Consider the following 25,263-nt stretch of genomic DNA (forward strand, 5'->3'; position numbering starts at 1 on the left):
AAAGTGCAAGAAATTTTACTAGATGAATTTTTAAAAGCTACGCTTAAAGAGGATTTGGGTAGGGGGGATTTGTTTGCTAGAATCTTAAAAGAAGATGAAGAAGTAAAAAGTAAAATCATAGCAAAAGAAGAGGGCGTATTTTCAGGGGAGATTTATATCAAAAGACTTTGTGAGCTTTATTCGGTTTGTGTAGAATTTTTAGCACATGATGGGGAGGAGTTTTGCAAGGGTGCAACTTTGCTTTATTTAAAAGGAAAAAGAAGCACGCTTTTAAGTCTAGAGCGAAGTATTTTAAATATCCTAGCACATTCTAGCGGGATTGCTACACTTACAAGAAAGTTTGTAAAAAAGCTAGAAGGAAGCGAATGTACCTTGCTAGATACTAGAAAAACGCGTCCTCTTTTGCGTGTATTTGAAAAATACTCTACAAAAAATGGTGGTGCTAGAAACCATCGCTTAGGGCTAGATGATTGCCTTATGTTAAAAGATACGCATATTAAAGGGGAAGATTCTTTAAAAGAGCTTATAAAGAGTGCAAGAGAAAAGATTCCTTTTGGGGTGAAGATTGAAGTAGAATGCGAAAACTTAGAACAAGCAAAAGAGGTTTTGGAAGCTAGAGGAGATATTTTAATGTGTGATAATATGCCACTTTCTATGATTAAAGAAGTGGTAGAGCTAAGGGATAAAATCTCGCCTAGCACGCTTATTGAAGTAAGTGGCAATGTGGAACTAGAAAATATCAAAGAGTATGCTATTAAAGGGGTAAATGCTATTTCAAGTGGCTATATTATCCACCATGCAGTTTGGATTGATTTAAGTATGAAGATGCTTTAATGCTAGATAGAGAAAAGCAGTTTATAAACACCCTAAAAGCTTGTGGGGCAACCTTTGGTATAGGGGATGATGGAGTGCTTTTAGATAGATTTATTTTTGCAAGTGATGGGTTTTTTGAGGGAGTGCATTTTAAAAGAGAATGGGGAGATTTAAAAGCACAATTACAAAAATGCTTTTTTGTGAATCTTTCTGATATTTATGCGATGAATGCAATCCCAAAATATGCACTTTTAACCATTTGTATCCCAAAAGATTTTAAAGAGAGTAAAAACCTTGCTAAGACTATCGCACAAATTGCTAAAGAAAATGGAGTGCTTTTGATAGGGGGGGATACGCTAGTAGGCGATAAATTACATATTTCTTTAAGCATAATAGGAGAAAAATGCAAAAAAATTCTTTATAGAAAAGGGATTAAAAAAGGGGACTATTTAGCATATTTAACCCCTAAAAGCTCACTAAATTTAGCAAAATCACAAAGCTTTGGTAAAAACATTAGACATTTAAAAAATGCTCTAAGATTTAATAAAATTAGTAAAAATTCTCGCTTTTTTGCTCCAAAACTTTACCCTAAAATGCTTTTAGAGCTTAATAAAGAAGCAAAAGTGGGAATGGATATATCCGATGGAATCTTTATGGAGCTTTCACGCCTTAGTGCAATTAATAAGCTAGATTTTAAACTTTTAAGGAAAAAGGGAGAGTGGTTTTATTCTCCAGAAGAGTATCAAATGCTTTATGCTTTTAGCACAAAAAGAATAAAAAAGGCTAAAAATCTAGCACTAAAGCACCGCCATAATTTAGTAATTTTTGCTAGGGCAAAGGCAGGAAAATACAAAATTGCAAAGAAAAATTGGCATTCTTAGGCTTTAAAGCCCATTTTGCTTTTGCAAAGGTGGGATAAAAAGCATTCATGACATTTTGGATTTATGGCTTTGCAAGTATATCTGCCAAAAAGCACCATAGCTTGATGCAAGACAAAAAGATTGTCTTTAAAGAGCTTTGTTAAATCTTCTTCAGTCTTTAGCGGTGTGCTAGCATTGCTTAATCCAAGTCTATGCGAAACTCTAAAGACATGCGTATCTACGGCAATGAAATTTGCCCCTTGAGATTCTATTAAAAGCACATTTGCAGTTTTTTGTCCTACTCCTGGTAAGTTTTTTAACTCTTCTCTATCAAGTGGTATTTTGCCTCCATACTTTTGGCATACCATTTGTGCCATTGCTTTTAAATTTGTAGCTTTGTTGTTAAAAAAAGAGCAAGTTTTGATTAATTCTTTAATATCTTCTAGGGGAGCATCTTGTAAGGTTTGTGGGGTAGGATATTTTTTAAAAAGAGCAGGAGTGATTAGATTTACACGCTTATCGGTGCATTGAGCTGAAAGCATAATTGCAATGAGTAGCTCAAAATCGTTAGAATAATTAAGTTCTGTTTTTGCGTCTTTGTAGCGTTCTAAAAAAAGTGCTTTAATCTCACTAACTTCTTTTTTGGTTGCTTTTTTTACCATTTTAATCCTTTGTAAAAATTTGAATAGGTGAAGTAATTACGCGTTTTAAGACATTAAAAGGAGAAAGCAAAATATCTTGTGCGGTTTGTGTTGTGATTTTTGGATTGTCTAGGTTGCCACTAATTTTAACGCCTGTTGAAATCGTGCCATCTTTGCCTAAAAAGATATAATTTACCACAGGAATTTTATTAATAATGTTGCTTAGGGATTTTATGGTGATGAGTTTTGTGTTTAAGTCAATTACTTTATTTTTTAAATCTAACACGCCTTTACCCTCTAAATCCATAGAACTTCCTTTAATATTAAGATTATTGATAGCTAGATAATCTTCATTTAATCCAAAATCCATCGTGCCTTCTTTGACTAAATAGCCCTCATTATTAAAACCAGGAGATTTTAGACTAAGGAGAGAGGGAATCGTATCAATAAATGCTAGAAGATTCTGCAAGACTTTTAATTGTTTAATAGAAGTATTATAAAATTTTAATTCTCCTATTAAAATTCCATCTTGGTTATTTTTAGCTTTAAGGGAAAAAATGCCCTTTGAAAAAGCTTGTTTTTTGGCTAGGGAGTTTGCAAATTCATCTCCAAAATTATTAGCATTAATCTCTAAATCTTTTTTATTTTTGATTATTTTTGCTTTTCCGTTTTTGTGTTGAAGAGTGATTTCTAAAAAATCATCATAAGCTTTGGCTTCCAAAATATCTGCTAAAATAGGAAGTTCTTTATAGATAAAAATACTATTTTGTGCTTTTAGATATGTGGGTAATTTGTCTGTGTTTTTGGAGAGATTGAGTTTGTCTATATCTAGCACATAATCTTGCAAAAGGATTTCTTTTTTATCTTGAGTGCTAGAGTATTGTGCTAAATTATCCTTTGTTTTAAATTTTAAAATATCTTTAGAATATTCAAGTTCTAAAGAGAGTTCATTGCTAGGTTTGTCTTTTTGATACATAAAGGGAGCACTAGAGATTAAATTTAAGCGCATTAAAAAATTAGAAAAGTCTTTTGTGCTTATGTCAATATTGCCCTCTTCAATATTGTAGTTTTGTAAAAATTCTGAATAGGCAATTAGAGGTTTTAAATCCTTAAAATAAAAAGTGCTTGTATCTGTATGGGTTAGGTTGGCTTCAATGTTAAAAGTAGGGAAGTTTAAATAAGTAAAGCTAGGATTGTTAAAATCAACTATAAAGGGCAGTAAATGGTTTTGGATACTTAAAATGCCTTCTTTGATTTCTAAATTTACTATATCTAAATCGCCACTTAATTGATGCGTTTTAGTGTTGATAGAAAAATTTGTATTTGCTTTTAAAATATCTTTGAAGCTAAGTTGTTGGATTTTTACATCAATAAGGGGGTTTTCTAACTTAACTAAAAAATCCTTGCCACTAATTACAACGCCTTTATAATCAAAACTTGCATCTTGTGTGCTAAAAATACCCTTATAAGTTACCTCTAATGAATGTAAATCTACCCCTAAATATAGTGTAGCTTGTGTATTAGACTTTAGCTGTGTTAGGGGAAGAAAAATCTGATAGGATTCTAAAACCTTATGGATAGAGGAGGTTAGGGGAGTGTTAGCATAAAGATTGATTTCCAAAATTGCATGATTGCTTAAAATATCTTTGATAGCTACTTTAGAATCTTGTAAAGAAATCCCTTCATAAGTGGGGGAAGCAGGGTGAAATTCTAGGGTATTATCTTTAAAAATAAGTGTAATTTCCTTAGAAATAAGCGGAGAAATATTTTTTTGAAAATGCACTTTAGCATTTCTTAAAACAGCTTTAGCTTTAAGTGTTTTAGAAAGTGAGGGGAGAATCTCTTCGCTATTTGTAGGAAGAATAAAAGAAAAATACTCCAAATTTATATTTTCTGCTTCATAATTGTCAAAAATCCATTCTTTTAGGATTGTATTGCTAAAAGGTGGGAGGATTTTTTCTAAAAATTTAATATCTTTAAAAGGGAGGCTAGAACCAGAGATTTCAAGCTCTTCAAAGTCGCCACTAGCTTTAAGATTTATAGAGCTTAAAAGATTGTGGTTTTGCAAATCTAAAAAATTTAACACCCCTTTAAAATCTAAATTTTGATTTTTTAAGCTATAAACTCCTTGTCCTTGTGTGTAGATACCAAGCCTATGTAAATAGAGATCTTGTAGATTTAAAAAAATCATAGAATCTTTTTCTACTAGACTAAGTTTGGCATAAATGTTTGGAAAATTGATTGTGAAGTTTTCTCCATCATAAAGCAAATTTGCCTGATAGCCTTTTAGTTTGATTTGCTTGAAGTGGATATGTTGAAAATATTGCAAAAGTGTATGAAGGGTTTTTGCATAATGGATTTGTGTTTGAATGCTTGGTTTTTGGTTGTTTTCTTGGGAATTTAGGGTTTCAAGATTTAAGGTATCTACTTTTAAAATCAATTTTTTATCTAAACTTAGATAGAATCCCTCAATTTCTACGCCATAGATGCGGAATTTATCCAAAGAAATACCATGTATAAGAAAGGCATACAATCCAATGAATAAAGTAAAAAAGATACTGATAAAAATGCTAAAATTGAGAATTCTAAAGGATTTTTTCTTCATTGTTGTTATAACACTTTGTTTTTATCTTGCTAAACCTATGCAGTCTAGTTTGGTTGTTTTTATACCACAAGGTGGTGTGAATGAAATTATAACACATCTTAATAAAAATCACTTTGATGTGGGTAAATTTGATGCAATTTTAATTTATTTTTTTGGAAAACCTCAAAGTGGTTGGTTGGATATGAAGCAAACAAGACTTAGCAAAGGGGATTTTTTATACAAGCTTACAAGTGCAAAAGCAGCTTTGGTGGATATTAAATTAATACCTGGGGAAACTTTGTATTTTTTTGTGAGAATTGTCGCTGAACTTTTAGGATTAGATGCTAACAAACTTACACAAGCATATTATAAATATGCTCCTAAAGACAATGAAGGAGTGATTTTAGATGGTGTGATTTTGGCAAATACTTATAAGATTCCAAAAGGTATAAAAGAAGAGCATTTGATGTATTATTTAGTGAATACTTCTTTAAAAATGCATAGAAGTTGGTCTGTTAAGTTGTTAGGAGAATATGATAAGAAGCAGTGGTTTAGATATGTAACAATCGCTTCTATTATTCAAAAAGAATCGGCAAATATAGAAGAAATGCCACTTGTTTCAGCTGTAATTCATAATAGATTAAAGTTAAAAATGCCCTTGCAGATGGACGGCTCTTTAAATTATGGAATGTATTCTCATACAAAAATCACTCCTAAAATGATACAAAATGATACAACTACTTATAATACCTATAAATATAGTGGAATCCCTAAGTATCCTGTGGGAAGTGTAAGTTTTGATGCGATTAGAGCAGCGATATTTCCCGCAAATGTCGATTATCTTTACTTTGTAAGAAATAAAAATGGTGTGCATTCTTTTTCTAAAACTTACAAAGAACATATAAATAATTTTGATAAATAGGGAACTTCTAAGATAGCTTTAAGAGAAGTTGGTTAAAAATACTCTTAGAAAGTTAAACAAATTTTTGCCTTTTGGGGTAAATTGTTGTGAAAGCTTTTGTAAAATTATTAAAGTAAAATTTTAAGGTGTTAATATGGAACGCGTCAAAAAGGTTGGTATCATAGGAGCAGGACATGTAGGCTCGACTTTAGCTTATATACTTTCTGCAAACACTCCTTATGAGATTGTTTTGCAAGATAAAGATAAAGACAGGGCAAGAGGAATGTTGCTAGATATGTTTCAAGCTTCTTGTGTGGGACCAAAATTCACAAAACTTGGCGTTATTGCAAATCCAAAGGATTTAAAAGGTTGTGATTTAATTGTAATTGCAGCTGGATCTCCAAGATTGCCGGGTATGAGTAGAAATGATTTACTTTTTGCAAATGCTAAGGTAATCAGTGAGATTTGCAAAGATATTAAAGAAAATTCTCCAGAAGCAATTTTACTTTTAGTAACAAACCCATTGGATGCTATGGTATATACTGCTTTGAGAGAAACAGGCTTTAAACATAAGCAAATTTTAGGTATGGCAGGTGTGCTAGATAGTGCTAGAATGGCAAGTTTCATTTATGAAAAGTTAAAATGTGCTCCCGGACAAATTGTAGCACCTGTAATGGGAGGGCATGGAGATGATATGGTACCACTTGCTAGATTTAGTAGCGTGAATGGTGTGCCATTGTGTGAGCTTTTAAGCAAAGAAGAAATTGAAGAAGTGATTAGTCGCACTAAAAATGCAGGTGCGGAGATTGTTTCTTGTCTAAAGAAAGGTTCTGCTTATTTTGCTCCTGCTAGAGCAACTGCAGAAATGGTAATAGCTATCATGAGTGATAGTAGAAAAATCTTGCCAAGTGCTGTGTATTTAAATGGCGAGTATGGCTATAAAGATGTCGTAGGTGGTGTGCCAGTGGAATTAGGCATTAATGGAGTGGAGCGTATTGTAGAGTTGCAGTTAAATGAAGAAGAAAAAGCACATTTTGATCGTTCTATTCAATCAGTTGAGGCTCTTATCAATGAGCTTAAGAATAATTATTTTAAATAACCTATTTTTAAGGAGGACTTTATAAAGAGTAAAAAATAAAATAAACTCACTTGAAAATGGGTTGTTGTATCGTTTATGAAAATTATAAATTTAAGGAGTAAAGAATGGGATTGCTAAAAGCACCAGAGAATACGCCAGTATGGGTGAATGAAGATCGCTGTAAAGCATGTGATTTATGTGTGTCTGTATGTCCTAGTGGAACACTAGCGATGTGTTTTGATGAGCATAGAGTTTTAGGAAAAATGGTAAAAGTAATTAATCCTGAAAGTTGTATTGGCTGTCAAGATTGTGAATTGCATTGTCCTGATTTTGCTATTGCAGTAGCCGATAGAAAAGAATTTAAGTTTGCTAAAATCACAGAAGAAGCCAAGCAAAGAGCAGAAGCTATCAAAGCAAATGGCTATATGGCATTATAAGGAGTAGAAAGTGAGTAGAGAATTTATATCAAGTGGAAATGAATTAGTAGCACATGCAGCAATTGATGCAGGTTGTAAATTTTTTGGGGGTTATCCTATTACTCCATCTAGTGAAGTAGCACATGAGATGAGTGTTCTTTTACCTCGTGAGAATGGTAGCTTTATCCAAATGGAAGATGAGATTGGTGGAATCTCTGTGGCGCTTGGAGCTTCTATGAGTGGTGCAAAATCCATGACAGCTACTTCAGGGCCAGGAATTTCGCTAAAAGCAGAGCAAATTGGTTTAGGATTTATGGCAGAAGTTCCTTTGGTGATTGTAAATGTAATGCGTGGGGGACCTTCCACTGGACTTCCAACTCGTGTAGCTCAAGGAGATGTGGCACAAGCAGCACACCCAACACATGGGGATTATCAATCTATTGCTTTATGTCCGGGAAGTTTAGAAGAGGCTTATACGGAAACCGTTCGTGCATTTAATCTAGCAGAAAAGTATATGACACCAGTATTTTTATTACTAGATGAAACTTTAGGGCATATGCATGGAAGAGCTGTAGTTCCTGATTTAGAAGAGATACAAAAAAGCATTGTAAATCGTAAAGTATTTAGTGGGGATAAGAGTGCTTATAAACCCTATGATGTAAAAGAAGATGAACCAGCAGTGTTAAATCCTTTCTTCCAAGGCTATCGTTATCATGTTACAGGGCTTCATCATGGACCTACAGGATTCCCAACAGAAGACGCAGTGCTTTCTCAAAAGTTAATTGATAGATTGTTTAATAAAATTTTAAGCAAAAAGAGTGATATTGTAACTTATGAAGAGTATAAACTAGAAGATGCAGAGATTTTATTAATTGCTTATGGTTCCACTTCAAGAAGTGCAAAAGAAGCAGTGGATAGATTAAGAGAAGAGGGAATTAAAGTGGGATTGTTTAGACCTATTACGCTTTGGCCTTCTCCTAAAGAAGAACTAGCAAAACTAGGCGCTAGATTTAATAAAATTTTAGTAGCAGAGCTAAATAAAGGACAATATGTAAAAGAAGTGGAGCATTCTATGAAAAAAGAAGTAGCACTTTTAGCTAAGGCTAATGGGCGCCCACTTTCACCTATGGAAATTGCAAATAAGATTAAGGAGTTATAAAATGGCATTTAATTATGATGAATATTTAAGAGTAGATAAAATGCCGACACTTTGGTGTTGGGGCTGTGGAGATGGTGTAATCTTAAAAGCAATTGTTAGAGCGATTGATAAGCTTGGTTGGAATATGGATGATGTGTGCTTGGTGAGCGGTATTGGTTGTTCTGGGCGTGTGTCTTCTTATGTAAATTGCAATACCGTGCATACAACACATGGTAGAACTCTAGCTTATGCAACAGGGATTAAACTAGCAAATCCAACTAAAAAAGTAATTGTTGTGGGGGGCGATGGAGATGGACTAGCAATCGGTGGAAACCATACAATCCATGCTTGTAGAAGAAATATTGATATTAATTATGTGCTTATTAATAACTTTATTTATGGGCTTACAAACTCGCAAACCTCACCTACAACTCCTAAGGGAATGTGGACTGTAACCGCTCAATATGGAAATATTGATCCAACTTTTGATGCAGCAAAACTTGCTGAAGCTGCTGGGGCTAGTTTTGTAGCTAGGGAATCTGTGCTAGATCCTAAAAAGCTTGAAAAAGTTTTAGTAGAGGGCTTTTCACACGAAGGTTTTAGCTTCTTTGATATTTTTAGTAACTGCCATGTAAATTTAGGTAGAAAAAATAAAATGGGAGAAGCAGTAGATACGCTTTCTTGGATTGATAGCATGATTATCTCTAAGAAAAAATACGATGAGCTAAGTGATGCAGAAAAAGCAGGGAAATATCCAACAGGTATCTTGCATCAAGATAATGAAAAAATTGAATATTGCAAGGCTTATAGGCAAGTTCAAGAAAAAGCACAAGCTAAAAAAGGAGGTGCAAAATGAGAAGACAGCTCCGTTTTACAGGTGTAGGTGGGCAAGGTGTTTTGCTTGCAGGTGAGATTCTAGCAGAAGCGCAAATTAGAGATGGTGGCTATGGAGTAAAAGCAGCTACTTATACTTCACAAGTGCGTGGAGGACCTACAAAGGTAGATATTTTGCTAGATAAAGAAGAGATACTCTATCCTTATGCGAATGAAGGCGAAGTAGAGTTTATGCTCTCAACCGCACAAGTAAGCTACGATCAATTTAAAGGTGGTTTAAAAGAAGGTGCTACAATCGTAATTGAACCTAACTTAGTTACTCCAAGTGAAGAAGATAAGAAGAAGTTTAAAATCTATCCTATTCCAATTATTACAATTGCTAAAGAAGAAGTGGGGAATGTAGTAACCCAATCTGTTGTTGCTTTGGCAATCACAGTAGCTTTAACAGAATGTGTGGATAGAAAGTTAGTGTATGAAACAATGATTAGTAAAGTTCCAGCAAAAGTTGTAGAGCTTAATAAAAAAGCTTATGAGCTAGGTGAGAAATACGCTAAAGAAGCTAAAGCAATCTAAATTTGAGGGGATATCCCCTCTGTCATTGTGAGGCGATGAAATCACCGTGGCAATCTAAAAAGATTTACCAAAGAATCTAAACCATTCCTTTTTATTCTTTTAAACAATAAACCTGCACTTTATATAAAAAGCAATTTTGTTCGTGGCGGTGGGATCCCTGAAACTGACAAGCAGTTTCTTAAGAGGCCACTCTCAAAATACTTTTTATATGAAGTTTTATTACTCCACTTGTCATTGCAAAATTCCCTTCTTCTGTCATTGCGAGGCTCACTTGTGAGCCGAAGTAATCTAAAAGGTTTGCCAAAGAAATCTAAAACATTCCTTTTTAATTTCTCTATTCTTCTAAACTCTTTATTCAAAAGTAATTCTCTTAGGCGAGAGTGGGAGCCCTCGATTTTACAAGTAAAATCGTCCCAATCGCCACGAGAATTCTTTTGCAATAAAGAGTATTGCTTTCATCTTTCATTGCGAGAAGTAAAGCGACGAAGTATACAAACCAAGCTATCCACAAGCGTAGCGAAGTGCCAAATCTAAGGATATTTTCTAGGATAATAGACTGCCACGCAAATGCTATCGCATTTACTCGCAGTGACACTTCCCACCTGTCATTGCGAAGCCTTTAGGCTGAAGCAATCTGAAAGAGCAACCACAACATAGCAAAATGCAAATCTAAAAAAAAAGCTATTTAATGCAAATTCTTTTAAACTGCCACGCAAATGCTATTGCATTTACTCGCAGTGATACTAAGTTTAGCCCTTAGAATTTTAGGGTTTGTAGCTCTTTATTAATCTTATTTAGCTTTTCTTTTTGCTCTTTTAGAGCATTTTGGTTGGTTTCTAGGACATTTTTGGGTGCATTTGCGACAAATTTTTCATTATTTAGCATGGATTCTAGCTTGATTACTTCTTTTTGTGTTTTTTCTAGCTGTTTTTCTAGTTTTGTGATTATGGGCGTTAAATCAATGCTAGTGGTTGGGATATAGCTTTCAAGCTTTTCTGTGATGTCTGCGATACATTTTTCTTGCTTAGAAGTTACAAATTCTAAATTTTCCACTTTAGCAAGTTTGCAAACATAGCTTTTAAAAAGCTCTTGCAAGGAAGAATCTAGGCTTAAATTCACATAGGCTAAAGGGATTTTTTGGTTTGCTAAATCAATGGTGGCTTTTAATCTTCGCAAAGAAACAATGTTATCTAAGATTAGTTCAAATACCTTAAAATTATTTGCATTAGCATAGGAGAAAGTAGGATATTCTTTTATCATAATAGAGCCACATTCTTCTAAAGTAGTGCCATTTAGCTTATGCCATAGATATTCGCTAATAAAAGGCATAAAGGGGTGCAAAAGAAGCATTGCTTCTTTAAAAATTGCTCCAAGCTCTTCAATGGATTGTTTATCTGCCTTGCTTAGCTCAATCCCCCAATCACAAAATTCACCCCACAAAAAGCGATAAAGTGTGCTTGCAGCATCATTGAAGCGATAAGTATCGATATTTTGACGCACTTCACAAATTGTATTAGATAAAAGCTCTGCTAGATATTTGCCAAGCGGAGTTTTAAGCTCTCCTAGTTCCTTTAGGCTTTTAAAATTTTGTGCGTTTAAAAGCAGGAAATTACAAGCATTATAAAGTTTATTTGTAAAGTTTTTGCTAATTTCTAGTTGGTTAGAAGAAAGCTTCACATCTCTTCCTTGTGCGCAAAGAATGGCTAAGGTAAAACGCAATACATCTGCACTATATTTTTCTATAATCTCTAGGGGATCTACCACATTTCCTTTACTTTTACTCATCTTTTGTCCAAATTCATCTCTTACAAGTGCGTGTAAGTAAATATCTGGAAAAGGAAGTTCACCTAAAAAATGTTCGCCCATCATAAGCATTCTAGCCACCCAAAAGAAAAGAATATCAAACCCTGTAATCATTAAAGAGTTAGGATAAAACTCTTTTAAATCCTCTTCTTTCCATAATGTATTTTTGCCTATTTCTCCATTGCCAAATCCAAGAGTTGAAAACGGCCATAAAGCCGAGCTAAACCAAGTATCTAGCACATCGGGATCTTGTCTAAAATTCTCACTTTGACATTTAGGACAAGTTTTAGGAGTTTTCACACTTGCCCACTCATTGCCACATTCACAATAAAAAACAGGAATCTGATGTCCCCACCAAAGTTGTCTTGAAATGCACCAATCGCGTAATTCTCTCATCCAAGCATTGTAGTTATTTTTCCATTGAGGAGGGAAGAAATTGCCCTCATTTGCGTTGATTTTTTCAATCGCTTTTTTAGCCACCTCTTTTTTTAAAAACCATTGCTTTGAGATGTAGGGTTCTACCACATTTCCACAGCGATAGCAATGCCCCACTTGATTTTTATAATCTTCTATTTTTTCTATAAAGCCAAGCTCTTGTAATTTTTGTGCGATTTTTTCTCTAGCTTCTAGTCTTTCTAATCCTTGAAATTCTCCTGCAAGCTCGTTTAAGATTCCAAACTTATCAAAAGCGACGATTTGCTCTAAATTATGGCGTTTGCCTACTTCATAGTCATTGACATCATGAGCTGGAGTTACCTTCACAGCACCACTTCCAAACTCCATATCCACATAAGAATCTGCAATAATAGGAATGCTTCTATTAATGAGTGGCAAGACTACCTTTTTGCCAATTAATGAAGAATAGCGAGAATCATCTGGATTTACCATAACAGCACTATCGCCAAAATAAGTTTCAGGACGCGTTGTGGCTACTACAATATAATCTTTAGAATCTTCTAAAAAGTAGCGTAAGTGATATAATTTGCCATTATTTTCTTTGTATTCTACTTCAATATCGCTTAATGCACCATCGTGAGTGCACCAATTTACAAGATATTTTCCTTGAATGATATAGCCCTCATCATAAAGCTTTACAAAAGCTTCTTTTACGCATTCTTGCAAACCCTCATCCATAGTAAAGCGTGTTCTACTCCAAGCAGGAGAGCTTCCAAGTTTCCGCATTTGCTTTAGAATCATTCCGCCACTTTGTTCTTTCCATTCCCATACTTTTTCTACAAATTTAACTCTGCCTAAATCTTCTTTTTTGATACCTTGTTCTAAAAGCTTTTTTTCTACTACATTTTGCGTGGCGATTCCTGCATGATCTAATCCTGGTTGCCAAAGGGTTTTATAGCCATTCATTCTTTTATAGCGTGTGATAATGTCTATTAAGGTATGGTTTAGTGCGTGTCCTATATGGAGGCTTCCTGTAACATTTGGGGGTGGAAGCATGATAGAGAAGCTTTTGCCTTCTTTTTGAATGGCTTTGTTGCCATCAATCTCAAAATATCCTGCATTTTCCCAAAATTTATAATAAGTTTCTTCAATTTCTTTTGGATCGTAAGTGTTTTTTGTTGTTTCTTGTTTTTCTTGATTGTTTTGCATAAAGTGCCTTTAAAAATATGGAATGGTTTTTGCTACATTCAAATTTTGAATTGTGAATTTTGGATTTTACCAAAAAAACAATAACTTGTGAATTAAAGCAAGAGATTATGGTAGAATACAAAAAGAATTCCATCTTAGAAATTTAAAGGAGTGAAAATGACAGCAAAGAGGATTTTGGTAAAATCTCCCATTTTGGGTTTTGAAGAAGTGAGCGAGGTGGATTTTGCAGAAGTAGATGAGGGTGCATTAGCCTTTCTTTCTATGGTGGGAAAAGATTCAGAATTGCTACTAGTAAATCCTTATAAAGTGAGGGAATATTCTTTTGAAGTTCCTGCGGTTACGCAAACTTTACTAGATATTAAGGCAGATTCAAACATTAAAGTATTTTGCGTATTTGTGCGTGAAAAAGAAAGTGAAATTAGGATTAATTTTCTAGCACCTATTGTGATTAATTGCGATAATGGCACTTTAGCACAAGTGGTTTTAAATGCTAAGGAATATCCTAGTTTTGGTGTTGCTGAATCTATTAAAAGTTATATTAAAGAATAATTTAGATTGCCTCTATCAAATCTTAATATCCAACAAAAAGAAGCTTGTCTAGCACCTAGCGGACATAACCTAGTAATCGCCTCTGCAGGCACAGGCAAGACTTCTACGATTGTTGGGAGAATCTCTTATTTATTACAAAGTGGCATAAGCCCCAGTGAAATTTTATTGCTTACTTTTACAAACAAAGCTGCCCAAGAAATGTTAGCAAGGCTGGAGCAAAAGTTTTCTAACGAAGTGGTAAAACAGATTGAAGCAGGGACTTTTCATGCTGTTGCGTATCGGTATTTAAAAAATAAATTTTCTATTATCTTAAAGCAACCACGCGAATTAAAAGTGCTTTTTAAAAGCATTTATGAAAAGCGCATTTTTATGGAAGCTTCTATCCTTGCACCTTATGGGGCTAATTATCTTTATGATCTTTTTTCTTTGTATTTTAATTCTACAATTAGCGAGGATTTTACTTCATGGCTTAAAGACAAAAATGCCGAGCAGGAGCAATATGCAGAGATTTATTTAGATATTTGGGAGGAGTTTTGCGTGCTCAAAAAAGAATACCATTATGTAGATTATAATGATTTATTGCTAGATTTTAAAAAAGCGATTTTAGAGGATAAGCCCACTTTTAAAGAAGTTTTAGTGGATGAATACCAAGATACAAATCCGCTTCAAGATTCTATTTTAAACGCACTTAATCCTCCCTCAATCTTTTGTGTGGGTGATTATGATCAAAGTATTTATGCTTTTAATGGTGCAGATATTAGCATTATTGGGAGTTTTAAGGAGCGATATAGCGATGGTAAGATTTTTAGTCTTACAAAAAACTATCGTTCAAGCGCTTCAATCTTAAGCCTTGCAAATAAGGTGATTGAAAAAAACCCCAGAATCTATCCTAAGACTTTAGAAGTTGTCAAAACGCAAGATTTTGGAGCTCCTAAACTTTTGGTTTATGATGAATTGTTTTTACAATACCAAGGCATTGCAAATAAAATCAAGCTTACAAATAGGGCTTTTGGTGATATTGCTGTGATTTTTCGCAATAATTCAAGTGCGGATGGGATTGAAGCAAGTCTAAGAGAGATAGGCATACCCTCGCGTAGAAAGGGGGGAGTGAGCTTTTTTGATTCTAAAGAAGTGGTGTATTTGCTAAATCTTTGTTCGCTTTTGTATAATCCTAAGGATATGATGTCTTTTATCCATGTTTTAAGTCACGCAAAAGGCATAGGTAGCGCATTAGCTAAAGATATTTATGAGGCTTTATTGCTTTTAGGAAATGGAAATTTAATCTATGGAATGCTAAATCCTAATAAGGAGATTAAAGAACCCTATAAAAAAAAGACACAACACACGCAACTAGGGCTTTTTGATGATTTTTATCAGCAGTCTAGTTTGGAGCGATTTTATGGGGTTGTAGATGAGGGGTTTAAAAACAATGTAATTTTAAGTCATTCTAAAATTCATAAAGAGGGGGCGGAGTTTTTGAATGCACTTTATATGTTTTTTAAAACTTTAAGGGGCGAAATGCGTCCTTATGAGATTATTGGCAAGATTGCTTCTATGCCTATTTTTCAAAGCGTAGCACAAAAACTAGCTAAAGAACGCTCCACTACAAAAGAGGGCAATATTAACGAAGCAAAAAGATTAGAAGTCTTAGAAAGAATTGAAAAAAAGGTAGTTTTACTTAAAAATCTAGCAGGGCATTATAGAGAGCTTGGGAGATTTTTAAATGCTATGGTGCTTGGATCTAGCGAGATGAGTGAAGGGGAGGGGGTGAATCTTCTAAGCATTCATGCAAGTAAAGGGCTAGAGTTTGGCGAAGTGTATATCGTGGATTTGATGGAGGGTAGGTTTCCAAATAAAAAGCTTATGAGTCAAGGAGGAAGCTTAGAAGAAGAAAGAAGGCTTTTTTATGTAGCGGTTACTAGAGCCAAGGAAGTGCTTTATCTAAGCTATGCTAGAAAAGATGCGATTAAAAATATCCCTTATGAGGGTTCTATCTTTTTGTATGAAGCGGGAATGCTACAAGGTAGGGCGAATAAGTAGAGCTTTGGTGAGAAAGAATATTTTTACAAGAGATGTTTTGTGATAATGTTTTTTATCCTTAAAAGGCAAAAAGGAGAAATCCTAACCTTGCTTTACCTTTTAAAGACAATTGAATAAAAATCAAAATTCTTTTGCAAGGCTTTAGATTATCACAAGTTCAAGTGCCTGTAGTGATAAGATTTGATAAATAAAACTACCACCATATGCTACTGCTAGAATTTATTTTTATACTCTTTAAATTAAAATATTCTTCAGTCGTTGCTAATTTTGGTGAAAGTATAAAAATTTATCTTGAATATATAAAACTAAAAAATTCCTTTAATTGATAAAAATAAGTTATTGTTATTTTATAATTTATTTATAAAAGGAGTTTTTAGCTTTATATGTAAGGGAAAAATAATAGTAGAAATATTTTACAATTTATGTTAAATTATTGGTAAGTTTTGAATGTTTTTGGATAAAGTTAAATAAAACTTTATTATTTTATATTGAAAATAAGAAAACTTTGATAAGATAAGATAAAATTTTTAAAAGAAAAGGAAAAGGAATGTCGCAATATTCAGTAGCTCATCCTTATTTTGGAGTTTTTGCAATCTTTATTTTTACTTTTGTAGCATTTTTTGCTACAACTTTTCTTTCAAGATTTGTAGGTAGAAAATTAGCAAATAAAAATACGCAAAAGCTAAAATTAGCACCCTATGAGTGCGGTTTAGCTCCCACAAAACAGCCCAATCGCATTTCATCACAATTTTATTTGATGGCACTTTTATTTATACTTTTTGATGTGGAAGTGATTTTTATGTTTCCATGGGCGGTGGATTTTAAAATTTTAGGTATATTTGGATTTATAGAAATGATTTTATTTGTGTTACTTCTAGTAATAGGTTATGTATATGCATGGAGAAAAGGAGCATTACAATGGCAGAGCATAAAGTAGATTATTTTAAAAATGCAGGTTTGCCTATTGCGCTTACGAGTGTGGATAAGCTTATAAATTGGGGGCGAAGCAATTCTTTGTGGGCGATGACTTATGGGCTTGCTTGTTGTGCGATTGAGATGATGGCAACAGGTGCTTCAAGATACGATTTTGATAGATTTGGGACGATTTTTAGAGCAAGTCCAAGACAAAGTGATGTGATGATTATCGCAGGAACTGTTACTAAAAAGCACGCTGAATTTGTAAGGCGTTTATATGATCAAATGCCAGAGCCAAAATGGGTAATCTCTATGGGGAGCTGTGCAAATACAGGTGGAATGTTTAATACCTATGCCACTGTGCAAGGGGTGGATAGGATAATTCCAGTAGATATTTATTTGCCCGGTTGTTCGCCAAGACCTGAAACCTTGCAGTATGCTTTAATGGTGCTACAACAAAAGATTAGAAAACAAAAGGCATTTAGGAGTGAAGCTCCTAAGCGTCTTGTGTAGGGGGCTAATATGAGAGAATATAAGCCAAAAAACAATGCACAAAAGCAAGTTTATTATAAAGATAGATTTTATGTTGCCCCACAGATTCCTAAAACTAGTTTTCAAGAAGATGATAAATATGCTAAAGTGATTGAAGAATTAGAGAGTAGATTTGAGATTGATGAGGCTTATTTGCAAAGAGGAACTTTGATTGTTTGGGTGGATAAAGATAAGATTGTAGAGGTGCTTCAAAAACTAAAAAGTCTAGGCTATGATGTGCTAAGTGAAATGAGTGCCATAGATTATTTGGATAAAAAGGGTGGCTTTGAGATTTTTTATCAGCTTTTAAATATGCAAGATAAAAAACGCCTAAGAATCAAAACCTTTTTAAAAAAAGGACAAGAGATACAAAGTGTTAGTCATCTTTTTAAGAGTGCAAATTGGAGTGAACGGGAAATGTATGATATGTTTGGGATAATGCCTCTTAATCACCCTTATCCAAAGAGAATTTTAATGCCAGATGATTGGGTGGGACATCCTCTTTTAAAAAGCTATCCATTGCATGGAGATGAATATGCTAGATGGTATGAAGTGGATAAAATCTTTGGTAAAGAATATAGAGAGATTATAGGAGAAGAGCAAAGAGATAGTGCAAGGATAGATCGCTATGATAGTAAGCGTTTTTCTCATCTTGGCTATGAGGTGGGCTATGGAGAAAGTGTGGTAGAAGGAAAAGAGAGAGAAAAACCTATTATGTATCAAGAAGAAGAGGGAGTGCTTTTTGTCAAAAAACTAGATAGCACCCTAACAAAACAATTAGACAAAAGGAAATAAAATGCAACAACCCAATAAATTAATGCCCTATTATGAGAATGTTGCGTTTGATAGAATTAGCGATAGTATGATGGTGGTGAATTTTGGTCCCCAACATCCAAGCGCACATGGACAGCTAAGGCTTATTTTGGAGCTAGAAGGGGAAAAAGTCATTAAAGCTACTCCTGATGTGGGTTATTTGCATCGTGGAATGGAAAAAATGGCAGAAAATATGATTTATAATGAGTTTTTGCCAACCACAGATAGAATGGATTATATCGCAGCAAGCTCTAATAATTATGCTTTTGCTTTGAGTGTTGAGAAGCTTTTGGGAGTTGAAGTGCCACGAAGAGCTAAAGTGATTAGAACTATGCTTTTAGAGTTAAATCGCATTATCTCACATTTATTTTGGCTTGCAACACATGCACTAGATGTAGGGGCTATGAGTATTTTTCTTTATTGCTTTAGAGAAAGGGAGTTTGCTATTGATTTAATAGAGGATTATTGTGGGGCAAGGCTTACACATTCTAGCATTAGAATAGGGGGTGTGCCTTTAGATTTACCACAAGATTGGTGTGATAAATTAAAGCATTTCTTAGATTCATTGCCCGAGCAAATTGCTTTGTATGAAGGGATTTTAAGTGAGAATCGTATTTGGAGAATGCGGTTAGAAAATGTAGGTGTTGTAGATAAAGAGATGGCAAAAAGCTGGGGATTAAGTGGGGTTTTTTTGCGAGGTAGCGGAATAGAGTGGGATATAAGAAAAGAAGAGCCTTATGAGCTTTATGATGAGCTTAGCTTTGACGTGCCAACAGCAAGTAGCTGTGATAGCTATGGGCGATATTTGCTCTATATGGAAGAAATGCGACAAAGCATAAGGATTCTTTATCAACTCATTGATAAATACAAGCAAACAAGCGATACTCTTTTAATGTGTGAAGATACGCGTTATTTTTCAGCACCTAAAGAGCAGATTATGACACAAAATTATTCTTTAATGCAACATTTTGTGCTTGTAACACAAGGTATGCGTCCTCCTGTTGGCGAAGTGTATGTGCCAACAGAATCTCCAAAAGGTGAGCTTGGATTTTTTATTAAATCAGAGGGAGAGCCTTATCCTTATAGGGTAAAAATGCGAACTCCTAGCTTTTTTCACACAGGTGTTTTGCAAGATTTACTGCCCGGACATTATTTAGCAGATGTGGTTACGATTATTGGAAATACGAATATTGTTTTTGGGGAGATTGATCGATGAAAAGATTTGATTTAAGGCATTTAAAAAACGATTTTTTAGAGCGTTTAGAGGAGCTAATCAAAGAAGACTTGGCAATCAATGAAGTAGGGATTTTCTTATTTAGTGTAGAAGATTTTGCAAATGTGCAAAAAAGTGCAGATGTAGTGAAAAAAACTCAAAATGAGCTTTTAAACTCTTTGCGCTTTAATGAAGTAGATTGGACGATTGTAGTAAAAAGGGTAGCACAATGAGCAAAGAGAAGTTTTTGCAAACCTTTTTAGAAAATGGTGGGGAGTTTTTAGGAACTTCAAGCTTTGAAAAAGAGTGTAAAAAAACGGATAGTTTGCTTTTGGTAGGGGATTTTGTAGAGAATCTTTATAAACTCTTAAAGGATAAAGAATATAAAAAAGCCTTTCTCTTTCATCCTTTGTTTTTAAATCCTTATCCTAAAATAGAGCATTGCTTGTATGAGTGTGAATGTGAAGAGGCACTTTTGCTACTTTTAGCACATTTTTTAGTGCAAGATAAAAATGCACTAGATGTAGATGTGGGCTATCTTTCTTCAGAGAGTAATTTAGCTGAAGAAGAACTAGAGACGATTTTAAAAGAGTTTGGCACAGGAGAAAATCAATATTTAGTTGTAGGCAAGGATTTTTATAATGCTAAAGATTTTGTAGCTTTAGCTAGAATCTTAGCCTTTATTTCAAGTAATTCTAAAGTTAAAATTGTGTTTTTAGGAATGTTGGAAGCTACAAATAAACCACCGCTTAAAAAAGAAAAAATTTTATGCGATATTGAAGTATCTAGTATGGATGGACTTGTGGTATATTTGCAAGAAAACAAAGAGCTACAAAATCCTCTTTTAGAAGCTTCAGGGCAGTTTAGGCTTGTTAGTAAGATGCAAGAGGGTTCTAAATATACTATTAAATTACCAAAATTAGATAAAACTTTAGAAGTAGAATTTAAAGAGAATCCGCAAATAAAAGGTATGGTAGCTATTCTTTGGCTTCCTAAAAATAGTGAAAAATTATGTTATTGCAAAATAGAGAGGTAGCAAGAATGGATAAAGTAAAACTAATCATTGAAGGACAAGAGATTCTTGCAAATGAGGGTGAGAGTATTTTGAATGCTGCTAGAGCAAATGGAGTTTTTATCCCTGCGATTTGTTATCTTAGTTGTTCTTCTCCAACTTTAGCATGTAAGATGTGTATGGTAGAAGCTGATGGTAAAAGAGTGTATGCTTGTAACGCTAAAGTAAAAGAGGGAATGAGTGTTTTGGTAAATACCAAAGAAATAGAAGAAGAACGCAAAGCAATTATGCAAGCTTATGATGTAAATCATCCACTTCAATGTGGCGTATGTGATAAGAGCGGGGAATGTGAATTACAAAATTATACACATTATGTAGGCGTAAATAATCAAGAATATGCGATGAAAGATGAATATAGAAGCTTTGATTCTTGGGGGCAGACTGCTTATGATCCAAATTTGTGTATTTTGTGTGAGCGTTGTGTAACGCTTTGTAAAGATAAAATAGGAAAATCTTATATTAAAGCACTTAAAAAAGATGGAGAAATGCCTCCTAAAGAATATAAAGAAAGTATGCCAAAAGATGCTTTTAGTGTATGGACTAAGTTTAAAAAATCTATTATTGGATTAAGTGGAGAAGGGGAATGTCAAGATTGTGGAGAATGTGCGAGTGTGTGTCCTGTGGGTGCATTAGGGGTAAGCCATTTTCAATACAGCTCAAATGCTTGGGAGCTAAGTAAAATACCTAGTAGCTGTATCCACTGTGCAAATGCATGTGCGCTAAATTATGAAGTAAAGCATGAAAGAATTGGCGGAGGAAAAGATAAGATTTATAGGGTAAGTAGTGATTGGAACTTTGCTACACTTTGTCCTGCGGGAAGATTTGCCTATGAGTTTAATCATCAAGGTATCACAAAGGATAAAGCAAGTTTTAATGCTACTCTTGCAGCTTTAAAAGAAGCAAAAAGTATAAAATTTTTGGGAAATATTACTAATGAGGAAGCCTTGATTTTGCAGAAATTAAGAGAAAAACACAACTATACTTTAGTATGTGATGAAGCCTTTTATTTTCAGCAATTTTTAAAAGAATTTAAAAATGTAAGTGGAAGTTTAGGAAGTGCAAATCAAGAAGAGATTAAAAAAAGTGATTTTATAATGTGTTTTGGAGGTGCATTAAGCTATGATATGCCTGTAATCACGCATAGTATTAATAATGCACTTAAGATGAATAAAGGTTCTAATCTAGCCTATTTTCACACTCAAATGGATGTGGTGGTAAATAAATTTGTTAAAAGCACAAATTTAATAAATAGCGTTTATAAACCACAAAGCGAAGAAGCTTTTGCATTGCTTTTGGCAAGTCTTTGCATAAAAGAGGAGAAAATGCCAAAAAGCCTAAAAGAAGAGATTAAACGCTATGAAATTATCACTAAAAAGACTTTACAAGAGGAAATTAAAGAAAAGATTAAAATACAAAAGCTTGATGAAAATGGAGAGCCTCTTTTAGATGAAAAGGGTGAGATAGTCTATGAAGAAAAAGAAGAGGTTAAAAAGATTAGCAAAGAAATTGAAGTCTTAAGTAGTAAGATTTTAGAGTATTGTCAAATAGGAGAAGAAATTTTTAAGATTAAAGAAATTTTACAAAGTGCAAAAGCACCTGTTTTAGTAGCAGGATTTGATCTTTATGGGACAAAAAATGCAATCAATATCGCAAGAATCTTGGGCTTTATTGAGCTTTTAAGTGATGTTAAAATCCTGCTTTTACCACCTAGCACAAACGCACTTGGAATCTCTTTAATTTGTGAACTAGAAAGAGAAGCACAAGGCTATTGTATAGGTTATAATACAAAGGGTGATTATAAAATAGGATATGAAGAGGATAATGCTTTAATCTTACCTTATTTAAACGAGCAAGAGGGGACTTTTGTAAATGTAGATAAGCGTGTTGTACCTATTAATCCTGCTTTTAAGTATGAAGGATATGAGCTTAATGATTTAGCAAAAGAGCTTGGGCTAGAATGTGAAAATACCATAGATTACACAAGAAGCTTGCCTATACAATCTGGCTTTAAAGAAGTAGAATATGATAGCTTAGAGCATGGATTTTTAAATGATGGGAGTGAAATTAGAGGCTATCTTTTACACAATGAGTTTGAAAGAATAGAATTAGATATAGAAAAAGTGGAATTAGAGCCTTTAGAAGAATTTAATCTTTATTCAAGGAATGGAGTGGCTCATTTTTCGCCACTCACTTTGCAAAGCAGTATTTTAAAGAGTAAAAATGGTTTGCAAGTTTCTCAAAGTATGGCAGAAAAGCTAAAACTAAAAGAAAACGATAATGTAGAAGTGGAGTTTGCAAATCTTGAAAGCATTGCAACCAAAGTTGTGATTGATGAGGGAATGGAAGGTGAATTTTTGGCCTTAGGAATGTGCGAGTTTGATGAATCTAAATATTTTCCACAATCGCGTTATGCTAAGGCTACAATAAAGGTAAAATCATGATAGCTTATATAATAGAAACTTTGATTAAAATATTCTTGGTAGTGTTAGTTTTTTCTGCACTTGCTGGATTTGCAACTTATATAGAAAGAAAGCTTTTAGCCTTTTTTCAAAGAAGACTTGGGCCAAACTTAGTAGGTCCTTTTGGAATCTTGCAAATTTTAGCCGATGGAATTAAGCTTTTTACAAAAGAAGATATTGTTCCAAGTGCGGCAAATTGCCTTATTTTTAGAATAGCACCTGTAATTACTGCAGCATGTGCTTTTATAGCAATGGCTCCTGTGCCATTTTTCCCTTCTTTTGAAGTTTTTGGACGCACGATTAATCCTATTATTTCAGATATTAATGTGGGAATTTTGTTTGTGCTTGGAGTGGGTGCAGCTAGTATTTATGGGCCACTTTTAGCTGGAATGAGTGCAAATAGTAAATGGTCTTTATTAGGTGCTGCTAGGGCTGCGGTGCAACTTCTTAGCTTTGAAGTGGTTTCAGGGCTTTCACTTTTAGCACCTATTATGCTTGTGGGCTCGCTTTCATTAATTGAGATTAATGATTATCAAAGTGGAGGGATTAGTAACTGGCTTATTTTTTCACAACCTTTAGCTTTTATCCTCTTTTTATTTGCAGGATATGCAGAGCTTAATAGAACGCCTTTTGATTTATTGGAGCATGAAGCAGAGATTGTCGCAGGGTATGCTACAGAATATGCAGGAATGCGTTGGGGAATGTTTTTTATAGGGGAGTATGCAAGTATGATTTTGCTCTCTTTTATTATTTCTTTAATCTTTTTGGGTGGTTTTAATCCATTGTGGTTTATCCCAGGAGGCTTAGCAATTATTTTAAAAGTGATGTTTTTAATCTTTTTATTTATGTGGGCTAGGGCTGCTTTTCCTCATGTAAGACCTGATCAGCTTATGGGGCTTTGTTGGCGTGTGCTATTTCCTTTAGCACTTTTAAATGTGCTTGTAAGTGGTTTTGTGATTTTAGGAGGTATGTAATGATAAACTATAAAAAAATTTATGAAGATAAAGCGCCTCTTAATAATACAGAACGCTTTGTAAGATTTTGGAATAGAGCTTTAAAGGGTGAATTGTTTGTGGGGCTTTGGCTTGTGTTTAAAGAGATGTGTAAAGCACAAATCCATACCGTAAAATATCCTTTAGAAAAACTTCCTTTAAGTCCAAGATATAGGGCAGTGCATGAGTTAAAACGCTTATTAGAAAGCGGGAATGAACGATGCATTGGTTGTGGGCTTTGTGAGAAAATTTGTGTATCAAATTGTATTAGAATGGAAACTCTTTATGGAGAGGATAAACGCAAGAAGGTTGTAGAATATAGCATTAATTTTGGGCGTTGCATTTATTGTGGATTGTGTGCTGAAGTGTGTCCTGAACTTGCTATTGTGCATGGAAAAAGATATGAGAATGCAAGCGAGCAGAGGGCTTCTTTTGCGCTTAAATCTGATATGCTAACTCCTATTGATAGAGTTTTGCAAAGAGAAGATGAAGAGTTTAATGGAGTGGGCTGTGTAAGCGAAGATGCAGATAGTAAGATTAAAGCTACTCCTTTAAAATATTTAGAAGAAAAAAAGGAGGAAGAAAATGCTTGAAACAATCGCATTTTATACTTTTAGTGCCTTAAGTCTTAGTATGTTTTTAGTAGTGGTTACTACAAATAATATCCTCTATGCCTTAAGCTCTCTAGCAGCGGGTTTGATTTTTATTTCTGCATTTTTCTTTTTATTAAATGCGGAATTTTTAGGAGTGGCACAGATTATTATTTACACAGGAGCAGTTGTGGCTTTATATGCTTTTGCTATGATGCTTTTTGATACGCAAAAATTAGAATCCCAAAGCGTTAAAAATCCTAAACTTGTATTTTTGCTAAGTGGCGGGATTGCCCTTTTGCTTTTAGTGATTTTTTTAGCTCCTGTTGCAAGTTTAAATATGCAAGATTTACAAGTGGCTTCTAAAGTAATGGAGGGTGTTGGCAATGTAGAACAAATAGGCTATGTGATTTTTGTGAAATTCTTAATTCCTTTTGAAATTGCTGCTATTATGTTGCTTGTGGCTATGATTGCTGGGATTGTTCTAGCAGGTAAGGAAATGAAACATTCCTTAACAGAAGAAGAGCAAGGAGAAAAGATATGATTGGATTATATCATTATTTAATTTTATCAGGTTTAATGTTTGTAATTGGGCTTTATGGAATGCTAAGGCGTAAAAATCTTCTTATGCTTTTCTTCTCTACGGAGATTTTGCTAAATTCTGTAAATGTTGGTTTAGTGGCTGTAGGCAATTATTGGAATGACTTAGGGGGGCAAATCTTTGCTCTTTTTATCTTAGCAGTAGCAGCAAGCGAAGTAGCAGTGGGTGTAGGACTTTTGATTGCTTGGTATAAAAAACATCATAGTCTAAATTTAGATGACTTACAGATTATGAAAGGCTAG

At 34.0% G+C, this 25,263-nt stretch carries 24 protein-coding genes; 21 read left to right on the forward strand and 3 right to left on the reverse strand.

Going from position 1 to position 25,263, the window contains the following annotated elements:
- The first annotated feature begins 3 nt into the window (after positions 1-3).
- Together nadC and EBF09_RS03865 are read left to right on the forward strand one after the other, a co-directional pair.
- On the forward strand, positions 4-834 hold the full coding sequence (gene nadC / locus EBF09_RS03860) for a carboxylating nicotinate-nucleotide diphosphorylase (protein WP_121763821.1): 831 nt from the start codon (positions 4-6) through the stop codon (positions 832-834).
- Positions 834-1,694, forward strand: a complete 861-nt coding sequence (locus tag EBF09_RS03865; protein WP_121763822.1) for a thiamine-phosphate kinase — start codon at positions 834-836, stop codon at positions 1,692-1,694. The genes nadC and EBF09_RS03865 overlap by 1 nt, the downstream gene beginning before the upstream one ends.
- Here EBF09_RS03865 and nth read toward each other — a convergent pair.
- Both nth and EBF09_RS03875 read right to left on the reverse strand, forming a co-directional pair.
- Positions 1,691-2,335, reverse strand: a complete 645-nt coding sequence (nth, locus tag EBF09_RS03870) for an endonuclease III (protein WP_121763823.1) — start codon at positions 2,333-2,335, stop codon at positions 1,691-1,693. The two genes, EBF09_RS03865 and nth, sit on opposite strands and share 4 nt — an antisense overlap.
- 1 nt (position 2,336) lies before the next feature.
- The gene (locus tag EBF09_RS03875) at positions 2,337-4,817 is read right to left on the reverse strand and encodes a YhdP family protein (protein ID WP_198672530.1); all 2,481 of its coding nucleotides are present in this window, start codon (positions 4,815-4,817) and stop codon (positions 2,337-2,339) included.
- Between the two features lie 64 nt (positions 4,818-4,881).
- On the opposite strand from EBF09_RS03875, the gene mltG reads away from it, so the two are divergent.
- The 6 genes from mltG to EBF09_RS03905 all read left to right on the forward strand — a co-directional run bounded on the left by mltG (position 4,882) and on the right by EBF09_RS03905 (position 9,838).
- Positions 4,882-5,820, forward strand: a complete 939-nt coding sequence (gene mltG, locus EBF09_RS03880) for an endolytic transglycosylase MltG (RefSeq protein WP_121763850.1) — start codon at positions 4,882-4,884, stop codon at positions 5,818-5,820.
- A gap of 133 nt (positions 5,821-5,953) precedes the next feature.
- Positions 5,954-6,898 (forward strand): malate dehydrogenase, encoded by a 945-nt coding sequence (locus tag EBF09_RS03885; RefSeq protein WP_121763825.1) that lies wholly within the window; start codon positions 5,954-5,956, stop codon positions 6,896-6,898.
- 104 nt (positions 6,899-7,002) lie between these two features.
- A complete protein-coding gene (locus tag EBF09_RS03890) occupies positions 7,003-7,314 on the forward strand; it encodes a 4Fe-4S binding protein (RefSeq protein WP_111230101.1) in 312 nt (103 codons plus the stop codon).
- Positions 7,315-7,324: 10 nt separating this feature from the next.
- Entirely contained in the window at positions 7,325-8,452 is a 1,128-nt protein-coding gene (locus EBF09_RS03895; protein WP_121763826.1) for a 2-oxoglutarate synthase subunit alpha, read from the forward strand.
- A 1-nt stretch (position 8,453) separates the two neighbouring features.
- On the forward strand, positions 8,454-9,287 hold the full coding sequence (locus EBF09_RS03900) for a 2-oxoglutarate ferredoxin oxidoreductase subunit beta (protein WP_121763827.1): 834 nt from the start codon (positions 8,454-8,456) through the stop codon (positions 9,285-9,287).
- The gene (locus tag EBF09_RS03905) at positions 9,284-9,838 is read left to right on the forward strand and encodes a 2-oxoacid:acceptor oxidoreductase family protein (RefSeq protein ID WP_121763828.1); all 555 of its coding nucleotides are present in this window, start codon (positions 9,284-9,286) and stop codon (positions 9,836-9,838) included. The genes EBF09_RS03900 and EBF09_RS03905 overlap by 4 nt, the downstream gene beginning before the upstream one ends.
- A 756-nt stretch (positions 9,839-10,594) precedes the next feature.
- Here the strand turns inward: EBF09_RS03905 and EBF09_RS03910 are convergent.
- Entirely contained in the window at positions 10,595-13,246 is a 2,652-nt protein-coding gene (locus EBF09_RS03910; protein WP_121763829.1) for a valine--tRNA ligase, read from the reverse strand.
- 156 nt (positions 13,247-13,402) lie between these two features.
- On the opposite strand from EBF09_RS03910, the gene fliW reads away from it, so the two are divergent.
- The 13 genes from fliW (at position 13,403) to nuoK (ending at position 25,263) form a co-directional block, all read left to right on the forward strand.
- A complete protein-coding gene (fliW, locus tag EBF09_RS03915) occupies positions 13,403-13,795 on the forward strand; it encodes a flagellar assembly protein FliW (protein ID WP_121763830.1) in 393 nt (130 codons plus the stop codon).
- Between the two features lie 6 nt (positions 13,796-13,801).
- Entirely contained in the window at positions 13,802-15,835 is a 2,034-nt protein-coding gene (locus EBF09_RS03920; RefSeq protein ID WP_121763831.1) for an ATP-dependent helicase, read from the forward strand.
- 547 nt (positions 15,836-16,382) lie between these two features.
- The gene (locus EBF09_RS03925) at positions 16,383-16,772 is read left to right on the forward strand and encodes an NAD(P)H-quinone oxidoreductase subunit 3 (RefSeq protein ID WP_121763832.1); all 390 of its coding nucleotides are present in this window, start codon (positions 16,383-16,385) and stop codon (positions 16,770-16,772) included.
- Entirely contained in the window at positions 16,754-17,263 is a 510-nt protein-coding gene (locus tag EBF09_RS03930; protein ID WP_121763833.1) for a NuoB/complex I 20 kDa subunit family protein, read from the forward strand. The genes EBF09_RS03925 and EBF09_RS03930 overlap by 19 nt, the downstream gene beginning before the upstream one ends.
- 9 nt (positions 17,264-17,272) lie before the next feature.
- On the forward strand, positions 17,273-18,076 hold the full coding sequence (locus tag EBF09_RS03935; protein ID WP_121763834.1) for an NADH-quinone oxidoreductase subunit C: 804 nt from the start codon (positions 17,273-17,275) through the stop codon (positions 18,074-18,076).
- A 1-nt stretch (position 18,077) separates the two neighbouring features.
- On the forward strand, positions 18,078-19,310 hold the full coding sequence (gene nuoD / locus EBF09_RS03940; RefSeq protein WP_121763835.1) for an NADH dehydrogenase (quinone) subunit D: 1,233 nt from the start codon (positions 18,078-18,080) through the stop codon (positions 19,308-19,310).
- A complete protein-coding gene (locus EBF09_RS03945) occupies positions 19,307-19,540 on the forward strand; it encodes an NADH-ubiquinone oxidoreductase subunit E family protein (protein ID WP_121763836.1) in 234 nt (77 codons plus the stop codon). Before nuoD ends, EBF09_RS03945 begins: the two co-directional genes overlap by 4 nt.
- The gene (locus EBF09_RS03950; protein ID WP_121763837.1) at positions 19,537-20,343 is read left to right on the forward strand and encodes a hypothetical protein; all 807 of its coding nucleotides are present in this window, start codon (positions 19,537-19,539) and stop codon (positions 20,341-20,343) included. Before EBF09_RS03945 ends, EBF09_RS03950 begins: the two co-directional genes overlap by 4 nt.
- A gap of 5 nt (positions 20,344-20,348) precedes the next feature.
- Entirely contained in the window at positions 20,349-22,820 is a 2,472-nt protein-coding gene (locus EBF09_RS03955) for an NADH-quinone oxidoreductase subunit G (RefSeq protein ID WP_121763851.1), read from the forward strand.
- Positions 22,817-23,812, forward strand: coding sequence for an NADH-quinone oxidoreductase subunit NuoH (nuoH, locus tag EBF09_RS03960; RefSeq protein ID WP_121763838.1), 996 nt, complete (start codon positions 22,817-22,819; stop codon positions 23,810-23,812). Before EBF09_RS03955 ends, nuoH begins: the two co-directional genes overlap by 4 nt.
- Entirely contained in the window at positions 23,812-24,423 is a 612-nt protein-coding gene (nuoI, locus tag EBF09_RS03965; protein ID WP_121763839.1) for an NADH-quinone oxidoreductase subunit NuoI, read from the forward strand. The genes nuoH and nuoI overlap by 1 nt, the downstream gene beginning before the upstream one ends.
- Positions 24,416-24,964: an NADH-quinone oxidoreductase subunit J gene (locus tag EBF09_RS03970; protein WP_121763840.1), complete on the forward strand. Its 549-nt coding sequence runs from the start codon at positions 24,416-24,418 to the stop codon at positions 24,962-24,964. Before nuoI ends, EBF09_RS03970 begins: the two co-directional genes overlap by 8 nt.
- Complete coding sequence (gene nuoK / locus EBF09_RS03975; RefSeq protein ID WP_121763841.1) at positions 24,961-25,263, forward strand: NADH-quinone oxidoreductase subunit NuoK; 303 nt, start codon at positions 24,961-24,963, stop codon at positions 25,261-25,263. The genes EBF09_RS03970 and nuoK overlap by 4 nt, the downstream gene beginning before the upstream one ends.

Source organism: Helicobacter burdigaliensis (genome assembly GCF_003670295.1).
GTDB classification, from domain to species: Bacteria; Campylobacterota; Campylobacteria; order Campylobacterales; family Helicobacteraceae; genus Helicobacter_D; species Helicobacter_D burdigaliensis.